The sequence below is a fragment of the Methyloparacoccus sp. NF-16 genome (assembly GCF_056880625.1).
The window spans coordinates 1,800,809-1,818,301 of record NZ_CP174130.1 but is presented as its reverse complement, the minus strand read 5'-3'; the positions used below and the strand labels follow the sequence as shown (position 1 = coordinate 1,818,301).

Here is a 17,493-nt window from a genome sequence, read left to right as displayed (position 1 = left end):
TGCAGGCCCTGGATCACTCAGCAACAGCCCTGTGCCCGGCCAGCCCTTCTCGTTTGGCGACAGCATGACCCGCTGCCGACAGCGGAATCAAGTTCCTTCGCGTCCGGGCGAGAAGGCGTGTTTCCGGTCTCCGCGTCAGGGCACACTCCTGCAGCCACATCCCGGTACGACAAGGCTTTCGGTCAAACCGGGAAACGGCTGACGCCCAGCGCATCATTGGGCCTTTTCCTGACCCGACGTCCAGCCGGCCAGCCGATTCGCGGACGTCTCCGACCAGTGTTGCATGGCATTCTCGACATCGCCCCATTGCCACTGGAAGCCGGCGGTCGGCGAACCACCGCCCAGGCGTTTATCGACTATGGCGGCCAGCACCTGGCCGCTGACCGAATCCTCCACCTTGCCCTCGACCTGGGCGCTGCCTACGAACGGGAATTGCCCGCTGATCAGGTAGGCGCCGGTGGACAGGGCGCGCGCCTGGGGTACGATCATCGAGATCGAACGCAGGACGGGAGTTGCCGATTCCGTTTTTGTCAACCCTACCGAAAGTGTCATGACGCCCGGTCCGGGGCGCGTGACAACCTGGAACTGCTTGCCGAATTCCTGTTTCAGGACGGTTTCGAACTCGTTGACCAGATTCTGGCGAACTTCCGCCGAAATCTCACCCTCCTCATCACCCCAGAAGGTTACCGGCTCGATGATGACAGCCTTGTACGGGCGCCAATCAACACCCGGTCTTACGTAGCGCAGACCCAGTTGGTTCTCCGTGCCGGGAGTCAGCCGGTCACAGAACCGGCCGAGCAGCCCGCAGTGCGCCTCGGTCTTGGCGATCGTGGCTTTCTGCGTCGCCGAACACGCCAGCAGGGACAGCGTGACGCCGCCCATTAACAGAAGCGCGATGCTTTTGCCGACAGCTTCGGCGCGCTTCAAACCATTGATAGTCATGACATGCTCCAGAGGGTAAAAAAGTAGGCCAAACGGTAAATAGGCTAAACCAGAAAGACTTCTGAAGCGAGACTTTCAAAAATGCAGGCCTAACGGCGTTTTGGCAGGCTATCCACAGGCAACCCGGCCGGCCATGGCTTCGATTGGGAGCAAGCAAAAACCTCCCGGTTTTGTCGCAGCATGACTGCCATTCGGCGTTCAGATGTTTGAATATGTGGCAGAATGTTCTAGGTATGCCTGATGCCGGATCAAGTCATCAGGCAAGTGATAATACTGCTTGTTGATGGTCATGAATGGCACCATTTTCCACGCCATGCAACAGGCTGGTCTGATATCAATAATCCATGAATATTAATCCATGATGCGAATTATGATGCGAATAACTCCAGGCTGCTGCGCGTCCCTTCTGGTCGTTCTGGCTTTTTTCTTCAGCAGCGCTGCGATGGCGCTGCCCAAGGTGGTCCATCACCATGATGTGGAACATTGCCGATTCCTCGGCAAGGTTCACGGTTCCTCGGGCCATGGCCGACACCATGGCCATGGCTGGAAGAGTATTGCCAAACATCGGGCCCTGGTGAAGGGCAAGAAATTGGGTGCAACTCATGTCGTTTGGCACAATGCCAAGGCCATTGGTGCATTCAACGGTGTGCTCGACGGCAAGGCTTACGCATGCAAGTCACACCACTGATCCGATCCTATTGGTATCGCTATATATTCATATTGCTTGCTAATGGACATTCAGCAGGATTCTATATTGGCTGATAAACCGTTGCCTGCCGGTGCGCAGGGCGGTAATGTCCGACTCACGAACCCGGTGATGGCCTTCGACGAACGCGTGTCCGGGCGATCAATTCGCGTCTACCCCGATCGCCACTGGGTGAACCCCATGGCTGACGCGACGGCGGAGAAGCCGAGCGGCAAGCTCGACCTGAGCTGGCGCCGCGTGGATCGCGGCGGGGCGCTCGACGTCGATTTGCGCCCCTGGTTCTTCTCCAACTACTACGCGGTCAGCCCCGGCATGCTGTCGCAGATTCCCGGCAAGGGCGCCTTCTACGTGATCGCCTTCACCGACAGCGATGGCGTGGCGCTGAGCGGCGGGACCCACTACAAAGTGAACCTGCCGAAGGACGTGCCGGCCGCGAACTTCTGGTCGGTGACGCTGTACGAAGCCGAGAATGCAGCCGGCCTTGCCAACGGCCAGCCGTTCCCCTCGCTGGGATCACGTGACCAGCCGGTCCAGAACGCCGACGGCAGCACCGACCTCTACCTGGGGCCGAAAGCCCCGCAGGGCAAGGAGAAGAACTGGCTCGCCACGGTGCTCGGAAAAGGCTACTTCGCCATTCTGCGCCTCTACGGGCCGACCGGACCGGCGCTTGCCGGGAATTGGAAACCAGGGGACGTTATCAATATCAAGTGACGGTTCGCGAGGCGAGAACCCGCTGCCGCCGGGCGTTCCGGCGTGGGGATCGTCGGCGCGGCGGGGGCGGGAAAGAGGCCGCGCGGCGCGCCGCCGCACCCTGGACGAAGGCTTCCCCTTGCGCCCCCGAGCTGGGCGGCACCGGCCGACCCGGGGAGGTAAATGGCGTCGCCGCTGGGCACGAAGGCGGGACGCGCCCGCTACGCCAAGCGCGAGTCCACCGCCGAACCCGGTGTCGGAATCACCACGCTACCGCGTGGGATGCCGCAAAGGCTCACGGTCGAAGCGATCTGCGCGCCCGGGAAGGCACCGGATTCAAGGCGGGCAATTCGCCAGCCATATCCCCCGCGCGGGATGTCCGACCCAGTGCGCGGCGAAGGTCGGCGAAAACCCCGGCGAGCCGCTCGCCGGCGCAGGGAGAGCTCGTCTCGCCGGCGCCATAGACATGCCGGGACAGGAGATGCCACTCGCGCTCGAAGTCGGCGGCCACGCCAGGCGGCAGCCGCTGCTCAGCCAGGTCCTCTCCTTGCAGGCCCACCGCCCGTTTCCATTGCGACCCTGCAACGTAGGCTTCGGTCGCGGCGTTGCTCCGGCAAGCCGCCAGCAGCCTCCTTGCCGCCACCGAGGCGGGATCGTCATGCCGCAGCCGCCGCGCAGCCAGCCAGCCCAGGACCGACTTGCGACACATGCCGGCGGCGATGCCGAGCAAAAGCAGCGAGACGGCCAGACGCCAGCGAGACCCGGAGGCGGCGGCAGGCGGTTCCTCCGGTTCCTCGACCCTGCCTGCAACAGCGACGTTCACCACCCTGCCGGGCAGGGTCACCCGCTGCAAGGCCCGGGCGGCGGGATCCCACCAGGTCACGGCTACATCCGGCAACTGGAATGTGCCGGGGCGTTCGAACTGGTATTTGATCGTTTCGCTCCGTACCGCCAGGGAAGCGCCGCGCTCGGTGAAATCCTGCACGGTCGGATCGGTGACATAGTGCCGGACACCCGGGGGCGTCTCGATGCTGACCGGGGGCAGCATCATGGCCGTGGTGCCGGCGGCACGGCGGACGATGTCGCGGGTGATCACATCACCGGCCTTCACGCTGCCGAGCGAATCGGGCTGCCAGGTCTGGCTTGCCTTCATGCTGCCGGCGGTGACCACGACGCCCAGTTGCTCGGTTCCCGAAGGGCGTACCGATCGGAATCGCAATGCCGGCGTGAATCCTGCCATCGGTTCGGCCGGGGACGTAAACGTCCGTTTGCCGGCAAAGCGTACCCGGAACGCGGGCACAACCACGTCTCCGGCACGCTGGGTGTAAATCGCGAATTCATGCCGCTGGGTCAGGTAAGTGTTGCCGTCGATCGATTCACTGCCGACCAGCGGATTCCCCGCACGCACGAATGCCAATGCCGGCAACTCGGGCAAGTCGAAAGCGGCGGTGCCACTGAACGGGCCGGACGAATAGAGGGTGATGATCAAGGATACGGCTTCGCCGGTCCACGCCGTGTCTTGCCCGAGTTGCGCCCGGACGCGGTCCATGCCGAAGGCGTCCGCCGGATGCCACAACGCGATCAGCAAGCCGAATGGCAACAGGGCAGGTGGCCAGCCCGGGCGGCGCGCACGGCCGACAGTAGGCCAGCCTGCGCCCGGCGCCCCCGGGATGGCGCGGTTTGCCCATGCCCTCATGGGTGATCTTCCCCAGTCTTCCCGGTCGCGAGCTGATGGGCGAATTTCGCTCTCAGGAAATCGGCCGGCTTCGTCTGCACGCGGCGCAGCCACAGCGCCTGCATTTCCGCACCGGAAAGCGCCGGAGCTTCGACCTGGGTGTCCTGGCCGCCGCTCTTGTGGCCTTTCTCGAACGTGATGTCGTCGGCGCCCAGCTTCTGGTCACCCATGTCCGCGCCCTTGCGTTCGACCAGCCTGGCTCGGGCCACCGCGATGTCGCGATTGATGCGTGCGTCGTCCCAATCCGCCCGTAGCTCGAGCGCGCGGTCGTAGCGCGCGACGGCCGCCTCGTACTGGCCCAGCATGACCAGGCAACTGCCACGGTTGAACTCGGCCTCGGGTGTGGCCACATGGGCAAAGGCCTGTTCGGCCTTCGCGAATTCGCCGCCGCGAAACCAGGCGACGCCCTGCCGCATCGGATCACGGAATGTCTCGGCGGCGGCCTGGAAGTCGCCCTGCTGCAGGCGCTGCTGTCCCGCCTGGTCCGGCGTGTACCACAGACTGGTCCAGCTGAATCCGGTGATCGTCGCCAGCAGCCAGGAAAGCTTCACATCCCGCTCCTCAGGTCTCTTCCCGCGCCGGGCCGTCCGAGGGCGTCCCGGACGAGGCATCGTTGCGTGTCTCGGCGTCGAGCACGCGCCGGAAGGGGAGCAGGGCAAACACGGCCAGCACGGGCACCAGCCACCAGCCGGCTTCCTCCCAGCGCGTGTCCTCACCCGCCGCCGTGACCGCCACCGGCGTCTCCGCCGTGCGCCGCACCAGGCTCAGCACATCCGTCGAGTCGGGCGTCAGCCGGGTGAGGCTCGCCCCCAGCGCGGCTGCCGCGCTGCTCAGGCCATCCCACTCCGGCGTATCCGGCCGGGCCACAGCCAGGAGGTGAACCGGCCAATCGTATTCTCCGCGATAGGCCCGCCAGGCCGATTCGTTTTCCGTCGGCGCGGTATCCGTCAGCACCACGATCGAGCCGCCGGCCTCGCCGATGGCGCGCGCGGCCAGCCGCAGCGCGGCGGCCAGATCATTGCCTGCAAGGGGCATGATCGCGGGCCCGAGTTCCGCTGCCATCGCCGAGACGACGGCGGTATCCCGCGTGGGCGGCAGCACCAGATGGGCGGAACCGGCGTAGGCGACCAGTCCCAGGGGCTGCCCCCGGCGCTCCGCCGCGAAATCGGCAATCTTCAACCGGGCGCGTTCCATGCGGCTGGGGGCGAGGTCGGACTGATTCATGCTCTCACCGGCATGCAGCACCAGCATCACGGGAACGGGGTCATCCGCAAACGGCGAAGGCTCCGGGCGCCAGGTCGGGCCGGCAATCGCCACCACGGCCGTGAGCCAGGCGGCAAGCAGACCGAAACCGCCTGTACCGAGCCCCTGACCGGTCTGGCCGACCGGATCACCCTGACGGCACTGCCCTCCCACGGTCATGGCCGCCAGCAGATCGCCGTCCATCCAGCCCCGCCAGCCGCGCAAGGGGTCTTGTTGCCGGCGAACCCGCCACCACAGCCACCCGATGACCGGCAGCAGGAGCAACCAGGGCGGGCGCAGGAAATGAAAATGTTCAAGACCGATCATCGTTCGGTCGTCTCCAGTTCGAACGTCCGCGGATTGACCCGCAGTCGGACCGGGGTTGCCGGGCTGTTATCGCGTGGCCTTCCCATGAAGAGCTTCACGGCCTGAGCCGCCAGCGTGAGGAACAACGCGGCGGCCAGCGGCCAGAAGAACAGATCGCGCCGGGGGCGATGGCTGACGGTCTTGACGTCCCGCGTTTCGATCTGGTCCAGCCGCTGGTAAACCCCGGCCAGTTGTTCCCGATTGATGGCCAGGAAACTGTCACCGTGCGTAATTTGCGCCACGGCCTTCAAGGCCTCCTCGTCCAGGGCTTCCTCGCCCACGGTGGTCGGGTCTCCGATCGCGACCGTGTGTATCGTGATGCCACGGTCCCGGGCCACTTTCGCGGCTTCGGCGGGCGGGAGCGCGCTGCCGGTATCGTTGCCATCAGTGAGAGCAATGATCGTCTTCGTCGGCGCCTCGCTGTTCTCGAACAGTTTGATGCCCAGTCCGATGGCATCGCCCAGCGCCGTGCGCGGTCCTGCCATCCGCACCGACGTCTCGTCCAGCAAATGGCGACACAAGTTCAGATCGGTCGTGAACGGCACCTGCAGGAATGCCGCCGTACCGAACACGACCAGGCCGACACGGTCCCCCTGGCGCCGATCCAGAAATTCGCCCAGCACCTCCTTCACGGCCGTCAACCGGTCGACCGACTGGCCGCTCGCGCTGGTGAAATCCTTCTGTTCCATGGAGCCGGACAAATCCACCAGCAGCAGCAGATCGCGCGTGGGTATCGACCTTTCGATCGGGGGCTCCAGCCACTGGGGACGGGCCAACGCCGTCAGGACCAGCAACCACACCACCCCGTGCAGCGCGGTCGGCAGGCTGTCCTCTCCCGGACGACGGCCGGTCTTGCCGCCCGCCGCGAGAACGCGTGACAGGAACGGGATCCGGGCCGCAGGACGGACCGGGATGCGGGGCGGAACCCACCACCGGACGAGGAGCGGCAGCGGTGCCAGCCAGAAGGCCCAGAGGTGAGCGAAGGTCAGCATGGAGCGGAAACGCGTTTACCCATCGGCTTGGCCGCGATCACGATCATCCAGCCTGTGGCCGCGGACCCATTGGGCGGCAAAGGCAGCCAATTCACCGGCGCTGGCGGGTCCGGCCGCGCGGTAGATGCCGGTGGTCAGAATCTGGCGCACGGCCGGGGGAACGGTACGTCGGCCAGTCCTGGTCAGCCACTTGACCCAGGCGGAGCCGCTGAGTGCGGCGACCCGGGTCCGCGGCGCCGCCATGAGGGCGGCGCGTTTCAGAATCTCGGCCACGGAGGCGACGCTGTCGGCCTGGCGCAGGGCCCGCAAGGCGATGCGACGATAGGCATTCGCCCGCCAGCGGCGCCAGCCCCGTAACGCCATCAGGGCGGCAAACAGCGCCAGCAGCATCAGCACCAGCCACCAGCCGGGCGCCGGCGGCCACCACGGCACCGGTGGCGGTGTCACGATATCGCGCAGGTTCGCCAGACTGGCCGAATCGGGATGCATGCTTGACGCCTCTGGCCTTGGGGATGGTTCGGGACTTGCTGCCGGTCGATCACGAGCATCGGTTCAGACGCCCGGGCGCCCACCCAGAGCGGCCAGCACTTGCTCCGGAATCGGGTCGTGCGTGCAGATCGGCAGAATCGGGATACGCAGCGCACGCAAGCGCTCGCGCAATTGTGCGCAGCGTTTGCGGAATTCGGTTTCAAAGGCCTGGGCAAACGGGCCGTCCTCCGGGATGGCCGATCGTTGCCGACCGTCCGTCACTTCCATGAGGCCGCCGACAGGAAAACGGATTCCGGCCGGATCGTAGACCAGCATCGCCAGCACGTCGTTGTGGGCGGCCAGCCGGGTTGCCAGCGCCCGGGTGGTCTCATCGTCGCCTTCGTAATCGGTCACCAGCACGATCAGGTGATCGTGCCGGGCCAGATTGGTCGCGCAGCGCAGGGCATGATTGAACGTGGCGCGGCTCGCGGGGGCGGACGCGGCGGACAGGCGGCCATTCATGCGCACCAGTTCATGGCAGATGTGCAGCACATTGGCACGGCTGCGATGCGGCCTGATTTCCACCGTCTCGTCGTCGCCGAAGATGATGGCGCCGATACGATCGCCCACCGCCAGCGTGCGCCAGGCCGCCAGCGCCGCAAGCTCCGCGGCGGCGGTCGCCTTGGTCGTGCGCGCGCTGCCGAAGAACATCGACGCGCGCTGATCGACGACCAGCAGCACGGGCCGCTCGCGCTCCTCGGAATAGACACGGACGTGGGCTCTCTGCAGGCGCGCAGTGGCACGCCAGTCGATCGAGCGAATATCGTCGCCCGGACGATAATCGCGCAGTTCCTCGAAAATCAGCCCGCGTCCGCGCAGGCGTGAGGCGTGACGGCCGCTCAGCAGACTGTGCACCGGCTGGCGCGGCAGCAGGGAGAAGCCGCGCGTGTCGAACTGCAGGCGGACCAGCTGTTCCAGGGTCGGATGGGTGCAGGCGGCCATGGTCGCGCCAGCCTGCCCTATACGGCGGCAACGCATTGCAGGATGGCATCGACCACGTCCTCGCGTGACTTGCCATCCGCTTCGGCCTCGTAGGAGAGGTGGATGCGGTGGGCCAGGCAGGCCGGCGCAACCGCCTGAACGTCCTCCGGCGTCACGAAATCGTGGCCCCCCAGCCAGGCGCGGGCCCGCGCGGCGGCATCCAGCGCGAGCGTGGCGCGGGGGCTGGCCCCCAGCTGGATCCATTTCGCCAGATCCGCGCCGTACCGTGCCGGTTCCCGCGACGCCATGACCAGATCGACCATGTAGCGCTCGACCGATTCGGCGACATGCACCGCCCCGACCTCCCGCCGCGCCGCGAAGATCGCATCCTGCGTGATGGGTTCGGGCGGCGGGGCATCGCCGCCGGTACGCTCGGCGCGGACCAGCCGCAGTATGGACAATTCGTGGGTCGAGGCGGGGTAGGGGACGCGGACATAGACCAGGAAGCGGTCCATCTGCGCCTCGGGCAGCGGATAGGTGCCTTCCTGCTCGATGGGATTCTGCGTGGCAAGGACGAGAAACAGGTCAGGCAACCTGTGGGTCTTGCCGGCAACCGTCACCTGCCGCTCTTCCATCGCTTCCAGCAGCGCCGCCTGCACCTTGGCGGGCGCGCGATTGATCTCGTCGGCCAGCACCAGATTGCCGAACAGCGGGCCGGGCTGGAACTCGAACGTCGCGGTCTGCTCGCGATAGATTTCGGAGCCGGTCACGTCGGAGGGCAGCAGGTCGGGCGTGAACTGGACGCGGCTGAACCGGCTCTCGATCAGCCGGGACAGGGTCTTGATGGAACGGGTCTTGGCCGTGCCGGGCAGCCCTTCCATCAGCACGTTGCCATTGGCCAGGAGCGCGATCAGCAGCCGCTCGACCACTGTCTCCTGGCCAAGCACCGCGGCGTTCAGGGCCCGGGAAACGCTGAGAATGGATTCGCGAGGGGTCGTCATGATGTGCTGAGCAGGGTGGTCGGGGTCATGCCCGGTGGAGCGTCATGGGCCAAGCCGGTTGGCGGTCGATCCAGAGGCTCGGCCTCGCGCCTGAAGGATGTCATTCCTTTCCCGCTGCGGAAAACCGCAGGAACAGGCACAGGGCGACAATCACCAGGGCGACGGCCGCCGCGCCCTGCAGCAAGGACAGCGTGTCGGCCGCGCCCTCGGCCTTGCCGAGAAAACTCACGGCCAGGGCCACGGCCACGACGCCAATGATCTTTTTCTCGAGATCCTCGAGCTTTTCGATCTTGATCCGCCGGAGCAGTTGGAGTTCTTCCTGGCTGATGAACAATTTGTAGATGCCGGCGGCCACGATGTAGCTGATCGCCCCCAGCAGGAACATGTCGATGGTCTGGATGACGGTGACCGTCAATTGCTTGGCGGTCCTGGCGGAAAACTCGCCCTGCTGCACCAGGTTCCACTCCTCGATCAGGAGCATCCCCAGTCCCGTGACCACCACGCTGACCGTGAGCAACAAGGAGCCGATGACCGGTAGCACGAGCAGGAAACGGCTGATTTCCAGGAGTTTTGACAGCATGTGAACCCCGTGAAGGCCTGCGGAAAAGGGACCGGTCGGGCGCCGTCCGGGGGACGACGCCCGCCGCGGGCCCGGCGATTACTGATTGGCCGGGAACCGTTCTCCCAGTGCCTTCAGCATGTCCATCGCCTTCATGGCTTTCAGCGAGTTGTAGTTGATCCCGCCCGCCGTGAGGCTCGATCCCTCCTGGAACGGATACTCCGGGATGGTCGCGAAGAAGCTCTTGAGCTTGTCCTGGATCGGGACGAACAGCCACATGTTGTCGGCGAACCAGCGCAGGTAACCCATCACGCCCTCCTCGTGCATGATCTCGTAGGGATCCGCGCGCAAATTGATGATGAGCGGCCAGTTGGGGACGATCCGCTCGCCCGTCGCGATATTGCCCTTGACGATCGCGAAATGCACCTTCCAGTCGTTCCAGCGGATGGCGTTCAACTCGCCGCCCTGGCCGAAGTAGTAGATGCTGTCGCGCGGGGCCTTGTCGGCTTCGCCCTTGAAATACGGCAGGTAGTCGTAGCCGTCCAGATGGGCTTTCCAGGTCTTGCCGTTCGCCTTGTAGCCCTTCTTCACCTTTTCGACCACATCGGGCACGCCGGCCGCATGCAGCAGGGTGGGCAGCCAGTCCTCATGGGAGATGATGCCATTGTCGACCGTGCCGGGCTTGATCACGCCGGGCCAGCGGACAACCAGCGGGATGCGGAAGCCGCCTTCCCAGGTCGTACCCTTCTCGCCGTGGAAGGGGGTGATGCCGCCGTCGGGCCAGCTCCCGGTTTCCGCGCCGTTGTCCGTGCTGTAGATCACAACGGTGTTATCGTCGATACCGAGTTCCTTCAATTTGTTCAGGAACTTGCCGACGTGGCCGTCATGCTCGACCATGCCGTCCGGATACAGGCCAATGCCGGTCTTGCCCTCGGATTCCTTCTTCAGCCGCGTCCAGACATGCATGCGCGTCGTGTTCATCCACACGAAGAACGGCTTGTTCGCCTTGTGAGCACGATCGATGAAATCCAGGGCCGCGGACGCGAACTCCTCGTCCGCCGTCTCCATCCGCTGCCGGGTCAAGGGGCCGGTATCCTGGATGCGTCCGTCGGCATAGGAATGGATCACCCCGCGCGGACCGTACTTCTTCTTGAACTCCGGGTCCTTCGGGTAGTAATAGGTTTCCGGCTCTTCCTCGGCGTTCAGGTGGTAGAGGTTGCCGAAGAATTCGTCGAATCCGTGCGCCGTCGGCAGGTGTTTGTCGCGGTCGCCGAGGTGGTTCTTGCCGAATTGCCCGGTGGCATAGCCTTGATCCTTCAGCAGATCCGCGATCGTCGGCGCCCAGTCCGGCGCGCCATGTTCGCTGCCCGGCATGCCGATCGTCAGCAGGCCGGTGCGGAACGGGTGCTCGCCCAGGATGAACGCGGACCGTCCGGCGGTGCAGCTCTGCTGCGCGTAGGCGTCCGTGAACATCGCGCCCTCCCGGGCGATCTGGTCGATGTTCGGTGTTTTGTAGCCCATGATGCCGTGGTTGTAGGCGCTGATGTTGTGCACACCGATATCGTCGCCCCAGATGACGAGGATATTGGGCTTTTTTTGCGCTTTTTCACCTGCCGGAGCGGCTGCTTGGGTGCTCTGCAAGCCCAGAAAGGCCAATGCCGCGATGAGTAACAAGCGTCTGGTAGATGGGTCTAGCATTCATCCTCCTGGTCTGTTCTGAAAGCATAAACGAACACATATGGGGAACCACGCTTGTGTCCCCTCCCTCACCATACCCTCGAAGGCCGTGAAAATGAAGGCCATGTCCCCGATTCCGGTCAAGGAACGGGGCCGCACCGAACTCCCACGATCGCTGGATCACTGACTGGCCATCGCGCATGGCGAGCGCGACAGGAACTAGGTTAACCCATATTGGCTGGCATACAAATAATACGGTGAGAGCCTGGCTTTCTTTTGTTCGCCATGCCCGCCATTATTATTGGAATCTATTTGTTGATAAATGGATGCCTCAATTCAAGCAGCGGGAAATGGTGAATCAATATAATGATGAGGCTGGATGAGGGCGCGTGGCGCGGTGGGCATCGCGTCGAACTCGGCAGGCGAGATTGCGTGCCGCCCGCAGTTGATTGGACGAGGGTTTGCCGTGCATCCGGGCTTGCGGAAGGCATCAGATTGCCGGGCCTTATTTATAAACGTGAGAGGATGCCTGCTTTGCCAGGACGCCCTTGGCAAGGGTGGCGATCCCTGAAATCGGTTACAGCCTGCCGAACCGGTTTGACATGCAGAACATGCAGCATGGCTCGTTGCGTGCCGCCGGTCGGTCAACGCGTATTGATTATCTAATTACAGCCCCATGCGTTTCTCTCGTTGCATCTCATCATTCTTTTGATATCTTCGGTATCACCCGATTTTCATTTCAGCCATTCTATCTGGTGTGAAATCGCATTCAATAATGATTGCGGTCTGGGCAGTCTTCCATTAGGCTAAACCCATCTCAATCCTGAATGGAAGAGGGCTCTGCAAAAAGTCTGGCCGATTTGTTCAAGCTGGGGCATCAGATGTACCCTGCGTCACAGAGGAAAATTCTGCTTCACATGGATAGGCGGTTTTGGCTGAATGTCGAGGGTTGGCTGCGTATTGCAATGGCTTGAAGCCAGCGAGGGGTATTGAATTGCTTATCACATCAATTAAAGAGCCACTGCTTTTGGCTGGTCTTGGCGCCGTCATGAAGGGTATTGGAAAAATCATGCGTTTCATTCCGATTCCCCAACCTGAGTTGCTGGTCGGCCCCGGCTCCAGCCGTCGCCTGGGAGAGGCCATCGCCGCCGTGGGCCATGCCAGGATCCTGATCGTCACGGGGGGCAACATCTCCAGGATGGGGCTGCTCAAGCCCCTGACCGATGCGCTCGACAGCGGCGGCGCCCGCTATGTGGTGTTCAACGACATCACCCCGGATGCCCCGCTGCCCTTGATCGAAAAGGGCATCGAGGTATTCAGGTCCAATGCCTGCGATGCCATCGTGGCGTTTGGCGGCGGCTCGCCGATGGATGCGGCCAAGGCGATCGCCCTGGCCGTGGCGAACCCGGGCAAGTCCCTGCGCCAGCTGGCCGGTTACTTCAGGGGCTGGCGCAGGCCCATCACGCTCTATGCCGTGCCCACCACTGCCGGTACCGGTTCGGAAGCGACCGTGGCGGCGGTCATCGCCGACCCGGCCAGCGCATGCAAGCTGGTGCTGGTGGACTTTCGCATGGTCCCGAAGATGGCGGCGCTGGACCCGGACCTGATGACGGGATTGCCGCCCCAGGTCACCGCCACGACCGGCATTGACGCGCTCACTCACGCGGTGGAGGCCTTCATCGGCAACTGGAAGACCCCGCAATCGGATCGCATGGCGCTGTCGGCGGTGGGTCTGATCTTCGACAACCTGCGCACGGCCTACCGGGATGGCGGCAACCTCGCGGCGCGCGAGCAGATGGCGCTGGCCGCGACCCAGGCGGGCATCGCCTTTACCCGCGCCAACGTGGGCTATGTGCATGCCATTGCCCACCAGTTCGGTGGCAGGTACCACACGCCGCACGGTCTGGCCAACGCCATCATGCTGCCGCATGTCCTGCGCCATTCACTGCCGGCCGTCACTGAACGCCTGGCCCAGCTGGCCGTATGCGCCAACGTCGGCAGCGCAAATGAAGACCCGCAGGAACTGGCTGGCAGGTTCATCGGCGCGGTCGAGCGGCTCATCGCCGACCTCGATATCCCCATCACACTGGATGCGCTGCGGGAAGCGGATATTCCCGACCTGGCCGCTGCCGCGCTGCGCGAGGCCCACACTGGCTACCCGGTACCGCGCTACATGACGCAGCGGCAATGCGAGGACCTGATCCGCGAGGTTCTGCCGAGCGCGTGACAGTTCCGCTGCTGATCCATTGCAACCGCTCTTCCGCCATATCCACTCAAGGAGCCCTGATGACCGTCTCATCGACCGAGCCCTGCCAGAACCCGGATACCGACGCAGCGCTTGCCCGACTCCATCGTCTCTTCAAGGCTCAACAGCAGGCTTTCGCGGGGGAGCCGATGCCCCCGCTGGCGTCGCGTCGCCAGCATTTGCGGACCCTCAAGGCCTTGCTGCTGGAGCACCGGGACCGCATCGCCCAGGCGATCAACGTCGACTTTACCGCTCGTTCGACTGCCGAAACCCTGCTGGCCGAGATCATCCCCTGCATCGAGCAGGTGGATTATGTGTTGAAGCGCCTGAGCCGCTGGATGCGGCCCAGCCGCCGCCATGTCAGCCTCCAGTTCCAGCCGGCGCGGGCCCGGGTGGTGTATCAGCCACTGGGGGTGGTCGGCATCATGGTGCCGTTCAACTACCCGCTGAATCTGGCGGTCGAGCCACTGATCGCGGCGCTGGCGGCGGGCAACCGGGTGATGATCAAGATGTCGGAGTTCACCCCGCACATCGCCGCCGTGCTCGGTGAGATGCTCCGGCAGGGCTTCGACGAGGACCGGGTGGCGGTCGTGACCGGCGAGGCGGACATCGCGCAGGCGTTTTCGGCATTGCCGTTCGACCATCTGCTGTTTACCGGATCCATTCCGGTGGGCAGGCATGTCATGCGTGCCGCCGCGAACAATCTCACACCCGTCACCTTGGAGCTGGGGGGGAAATCGCCCGCCATCATTGCCGACGATATTCCGCTGGACGACATCATCGACCGGATCGTTTTCGCCAAGTCGCTCAACGCCGGGCAAACCTGCGTGGCGCCGGACTATGTCCTGCTGCCGCGCGCCAAGGTCGGTCCCTTTCTTGAAGCCTACAAAACGACCTTCCGGCGGCTGTATCCGACGGTGAGCGGAAACCCCGACTACACCAGCATCGTCAATCAACGCAACTATCAGCGCCTGCAGGACTGGTTGCGGGATGCGGAAGAGCAGGGTGCGCACATCGAGCCGGTCAGCGACGAGGTGATCGACGATGGCACCTGGCGCATGGCGCCGCATCTGGTCACGAACGTGACGGACACCATGACGATCATGCAGGAGGAACTGTTCGGCCCGATCCTGCCGGTCATTCCTTACGATGCCCTCGACGACGCGCTGGACTTCGTCAGCCACCGCCCGCGTCCGCTGGCTCTCTATCTCTTCACTTACGATCGGGCTTTGCAGGAACGGGTGATGACCCGGACCCACGCCGGTTCCATGGCCATCAACGAGGCAGTATTGCAGGTGGGTATCGATGACCTCCCCTTTGGCGGCATTGGTCCCTCGGGCATGGGGCATTACCACGCGCATGAAGGTTTTCTGACGATGTCGAAGGCAAAGCCGGTGCTGATAAAAAGTCGATTGAACGGCATGCGGTTTATTTATCCTCCCTATAGTCGCGCCATTCCCCAATGGCTGTTAAGATGGCTCCTCCGGTAAAGCTGGCGCAAGGCAATAAGTAATCCATATGGAGGTCAGCGAATGAAATCATGGGCCCTATTGATAAAACGCCTCATGCCGGCCGTGTTGACACTGCTTGTCCTGACGTCGGTCAGCCATGCGGAGGAACCCGCGCGCTCAGTGGACCAAACAGCCGATCCATCTGCGCCCACTACCAATAGTCCCTGGGGTTTCAATTTGACGGCTTATCTGTGGACATCTGGTATCAAAGGCAATTTAACGGCAGGGCCCTTCAACCGTTCGATCGATTCCAGTTTCATTGATATCAATAACAAGTCGCGGCGTTTCCCATTGGGCTTCATGGGTCGCTTGGAGGGGCACTACGACCGCTTCGGGATTTTCCTCGACGGTAACTATATGGATATTGCCATGAAACCCATTCTTGGCAATGTCGGGAGCGGCATCGATAGTGCCGTCGGCATCCTGGATTACGGTGCGAAATATCGGATTTTCGGCGCCATCGCCGCGGATACGCCTGCCTACAAGGGCCAGAGACGGCCCAACATGCTGGAGGTGTATGTCGCCGGACGGACCCTCTGGCTGGACAACAGCACCAGCTTGACCGCACCGTTCACCGGGCGGCGGGCCAATGTGTCCGTGAGCCATGCGTTCACCAGTCCCATCCTTGGCGGTCGTTTCATGGTGGATTTCACACCGGAAATCTTCATGCTCGTCGACGCCAATGGCGGCGGGTTTGGCGTGGGGAGTGTCGACTTTACCGGTGGCGTGGCGGGATTGGTAGGGTACCGGCTGATGGACCTCGACATACCGTTGTCCCTCCAGGCGGGTTACAAGGTCGTGCGTTATGACGTCGACAAGGGCGGTCCCATCCAGACCAGTGCCACGCTGAATGGGCCGTTCCTGGGCTTGACCGGATACTGGTGAGCGGTCAGCCATGACGACCGCCACCAAGCCTCCTCCAAGAGCGCTCTGATCAGATGGAGCGTGGCCGACAGGCACGGCGACGCGAGGCGAGATGCGTTCTGAGCGGACTCTTCGTGTTGGCCATCGGTATGCCGATCAGCCCATTCACCAACGCTGACAGCGGCTGCGGCAGCGATTGTCCGCCCGCACCCGCACCGGTTTGCAACGCCTTCCGGAACACCGATCCCCGCTGCGATTTCTGGAATCGCTCGACCTTGACCGGCGACTGGGGCGGCATACGGCCGTATCTTCAGGATCATGGCGTCACCTTCGCTGGCCGCATGACGCACTATGCCTTCGGCGTGGCCGGAGGCATCTATCGACCCACAGTCCCCGAACTGGGGCGGGGGGATGCGTTCAAATATACCGGCCGCGGCGAATACGACCTGTTGTTCGACCTGGATAAGCTGATTGGCCTGCCCTATGGCCAGTTGCTGGTGAGAGGAGAACAATGGTTCGGCAGCTATGGCAACATTAGTTCGCGCACGGGATCATACGCACCTGCCGTATTCCCGGCCGCCCTGCCGCCGCGTCCCGACGACCCGGGGATGTTGTACATGACCAACTTCATGTATACCCAGCCACTGTCGGAATCCCTGATCGTGTTTGCCGGCAAGAAGGATGTACTGGGTGCGGTCGATCAGGACACCTTCGCCGGTGGTGATGGCACCGATCAATTCGTCAATCAGGCCTTCATTGCCAACCCGGCATTTCTACTGGGTTTGCCGTATACATCTTTCACCGCCGGTGCATTGTTTCGGCAGTCCTGGGGTGCGGTCAGAGCCTACGTCTATGATCCCAAGGATCGCACCGCAGAATTTTTTCGTTTCGATGATCTGTTCGAGCAAGGCATCATCGTGGGCAGTGAGGTCAAACTCAAGACGAGTTTCTTTGGCCTGTCCGGCGAGCAGCATGTCGGCGGTTTGTGGAAAAATCACCCGCTGACCAATCTCAAGTTCGCCGAACCGCCCCCAGGCGAATATCCCGAACCGACTGTTCCCGGATTTCCCACCCTGCCGAGCTCATGGACGGTCTACCATGGATTTGATCAGTTTTTCATCCAAAGTCCGCTGGATCCTGCGGACGGCTGGGGTATTTTCGGCCGCGCCTCCCTGAGCGACGGCAATCCGACGCCGATTCGGTATTTCTTGCAACTCGGGATAGGCGGCAAGAATCCCTTTGGCTGGAACAAGGGCGACCGCTTTGGCATCGGCTGGTATTTTGCCGGCGCCAGTCGTGAGTTTGGTCCTTTGCCACGCGCCTTGTTTGGGCCGCAGAATGGTAACGGTCTGGAGGTTTTCTACAATTTTCAGGTGGCGCCCTGGCTCAATATCACCCCGGATATCCAGTACATCTCACCGGGCGCGGGCGCCATCGCCACCGATTCCTTCGTTTACGGGCTGCGTCTGAATACCCGGCTTTAGGCCCCTGACGACTGGCGATGCTGGGTGGTG

16 protein-coding genes are annotated in these 17,493 nt (G+C 63.3%); 6 read left to right on the top strand and 10 right to left on the bottom strand.

From position 1 onward, the window contains the following. Positions 1 to 213: 213 nt before the first annotated feature. The gene (locus ACH5N8_RS08735) at positions 214 to 942 is read right to left on the bottom strand and encodes a DUF3313 domain-containing protein (protein ID WP_460027844.1); all 729 of its coding nucleotides are present in this window, start codon (positions 940 to 942) and stop codon (positions 214 to 216) included. 358 nt (positions 943 to 1,300) lie between these two features. Between ACH5N8_RS08735 and ACH5N8_RS08730 the strand changes: the two genes are divergently transcribed. Both ACH5N8_RS08730 and ACH5N8_RS08725 read left to right on the top strand, forming a co-directional pair. Beyond that, positions 1,301 to 1,630 carry a hypothetical protein gene (locus ACH5N8_RS08730; RefSeq protein ID WP_483281029.1) on the top strand — a complete coding sequence of 110 codons (330 nt, stop codon included), beginning with the start codon at positions 1,301 to 1,303 and terminating at the stop codon, positions 1,628 to 1,630. A 42-nt stretch (positions 1,631 to 1,672) separates the two neighbouring features. After that, positions 1,673 to 2,359, top strand: a complete 687-nt coding sequence (locus tag ACH5N8_RS08725; RefSeq protein WP_483281028.1) for a DUF1214 domain-containing protein — start codon at positions 1,673 to 1,675, stop codon at positions 2,357 to 2,359. Between the two features lie 274 nt (positions 2,360 to 2,633). Here the strand turns inward: ACH5N8_RS08725 and ACH5N8_RS08720 are convergent, their stop codons facing one another. The 9 genes from ACH5N8_RS08720 to ACH5N8_RS08680 all read right to left on the bottom strand — a co-directional run bounded on the left by ACH5N8_RS08720 (position 2,634) and on the right by ACH5N8_RS08680 (position 11,380). Beyond that, a complete protein-coding gene (locus ACH5N8_RS08720; protein ID WP_483281027.1) occupies positions 2,634 to 3,926 on the bottom strand; it encodes a BatD family protein in 1,293 nt (430 codons plus the stop codon). A 104-nt stretch (positions 3,927 to 4,030) separates the two neighbouring features. After that, positions 4,031 to 4,624, bottom strand: coding sequence for a tetratricopeptide repeat protein (locus ACH5N8_RS08715; protein ID WP_483281026.1), 594 nt, complete (start codon positions 4,622 to 4,624; stop codon positions 4,031 to 4,033). A gap of 10 nt (positions 4,625 to 4,634) precedes the next feature. After that, entirely contained in the window at positions 4,635 to 5,642 is a 1,008-nt protein-coding gene (locus tag ACH5N8_RS08710; RefSeq protein WP_483281025.1) for a vWA domain-containing protein, read from the bottom strand. Continuing rightward, positions 5,639 to 6,673: a VWA domain-containing protein gene (locus tag ACH5N8_RS08705; RefSeq protein WP_483281024.1), complete on the bottom strand. Its 1,035-nt coding sequence runs from the start codon at positions 6,671 to 6,673 to the stop codon at positions 5,639 to 5,641. Before ACH5N8_RS08705 ends, ACH5N8_RS08710 begins: the two co-directional genes overlap by 4 nt. Positions 6,674 to 6,688: 15 nt before the next feature. Beyond that, the gene (locus ACH5N8_RS08700; RefSeq protein WP_483281023.1) at positions 6,689 to 7,162 is read right to left on the bottom strand and encodes a DUF4381 domain-containing protein; all 474 of its coding nucleotides are present in this window, start codon (positions 7,160 to 7,162) and stop codon (positions 6,689 to 6,691) included. A 63-nt stretch (positions 7,163 to 7,225) separates the two neighbouring features. After that, the gene (locus tag ACH5N8_RS08695; RefSeq protein ID WP_483281022.1) at positions 7,226 to 8,143 is read right to left on the bottom strand and encodes a DUF58 domain-containing protein; all 918 of its coding nucleotides are present in this window, start codon (positions 8,141 to 8,143) and stop codon (positions 7,226 to 7,228) included. 17 nt (positions 8,144 to 8,160) lie between these two features. After that, complete coding sequence (locus ACH5N8_RS08690; protein ID WP_483281021.1) at positions 8,161 to 9,123, bottom strand: AAA family ATPase; 963 nt, start codon at positions 9,121 to 9,123, stop codon at positions 8,161 to 8,163. A 100-nt stretch (positions 9,124 to 9,223) separates the two neighbouring features. Then, positions 9,224 to 9,703: a YqhA family protein gene (locus ACH5N8_RS08685; protein WP_483281020.1), complete on the bottom strand. Its 480-nt coding sequence runs from the start codon at positions 9,701 to 9,703 to the stop codon at positions 9,224 to 9,226. A gap of 78 nt (positions 9,704 to 9,781) precedes the next feature. Next, positions 9,782 to 11,380, bottom strand: a complete 1,599-nt coding sequence (locus ACH5N8_RS08680) for an arylsulfatase (RefSeq protein ID WP_483281019.1) — start codon at positions 11,378 to 11,380, stop codon at positions 9,782 to 9,784. Positions 11,381 to 12,428: 1,048 nt separating this feature from the next. On the opposite strand from ACH5N8_RS08680, the gene ACH5N8_RS08675 reads away from it, so the two are divergent. The 4 genes from ACH5N8_RS08675 (at position 12,429) to ACH5N8_RS08660 (ending at position 17,463) form a co-directional block, all read left to right on the top strand. After that, positions 12,429 to 13,586, top strand: coding sequence for an iron-containing alcohol dehydrogenase (locus ACH5N8_RS08675; RefSeq protein WP_483281018.1), 1,158 nt, complete (start codon positions 12,429 to 12,431; stop codon positions 13,584 to 13,586). Continuing rightward, positions 13,547 to 15,094 (top strand): coniferyl aldehyde dehydrogenase, encoded by a 1,548-nt coding sequence (locus tag ACH5N8_RS08670; protein ID WP_483281017.1) that lies wholly within the window; start codon positions 13,547 to 13,549, stop codon positions 15,092 to 15,094. The genes ACH5N8_RS08675 and ACH5N8_RS08670 overlap by 40 nt, the downstream gene beginning before the upstream one ends. A 75-nt stretch (positions 15,095 to 15,169) precedes the next feature. After that, positions 15,170 to 16,000: a porin family protein gene (locus ACH5N8_RS08665; protein ID WP_483281016.1), complete on the top strand. Its 831-nt coding sequence runs from the start codon at positions 15,170 to 15,172 to the stop codon at positions 15,998 to 16,000. A 113-nt stretch (positions 16,001 to 16,113) separates the two neighbouring features. Next, positions 16,114 to 17,463, top strand: a complete 1,350-nt coding sequence (locus tag ACH5N8_RS08660; protein WP_483281015.1) for a carbohydrate porin — start codon at positions 16,114 to 16,116, stop codon at positions 17,461 to 17,463. The last annotated feature ends 30 nt before the right edge of the window (positions 17,464 to 17,493 follow it).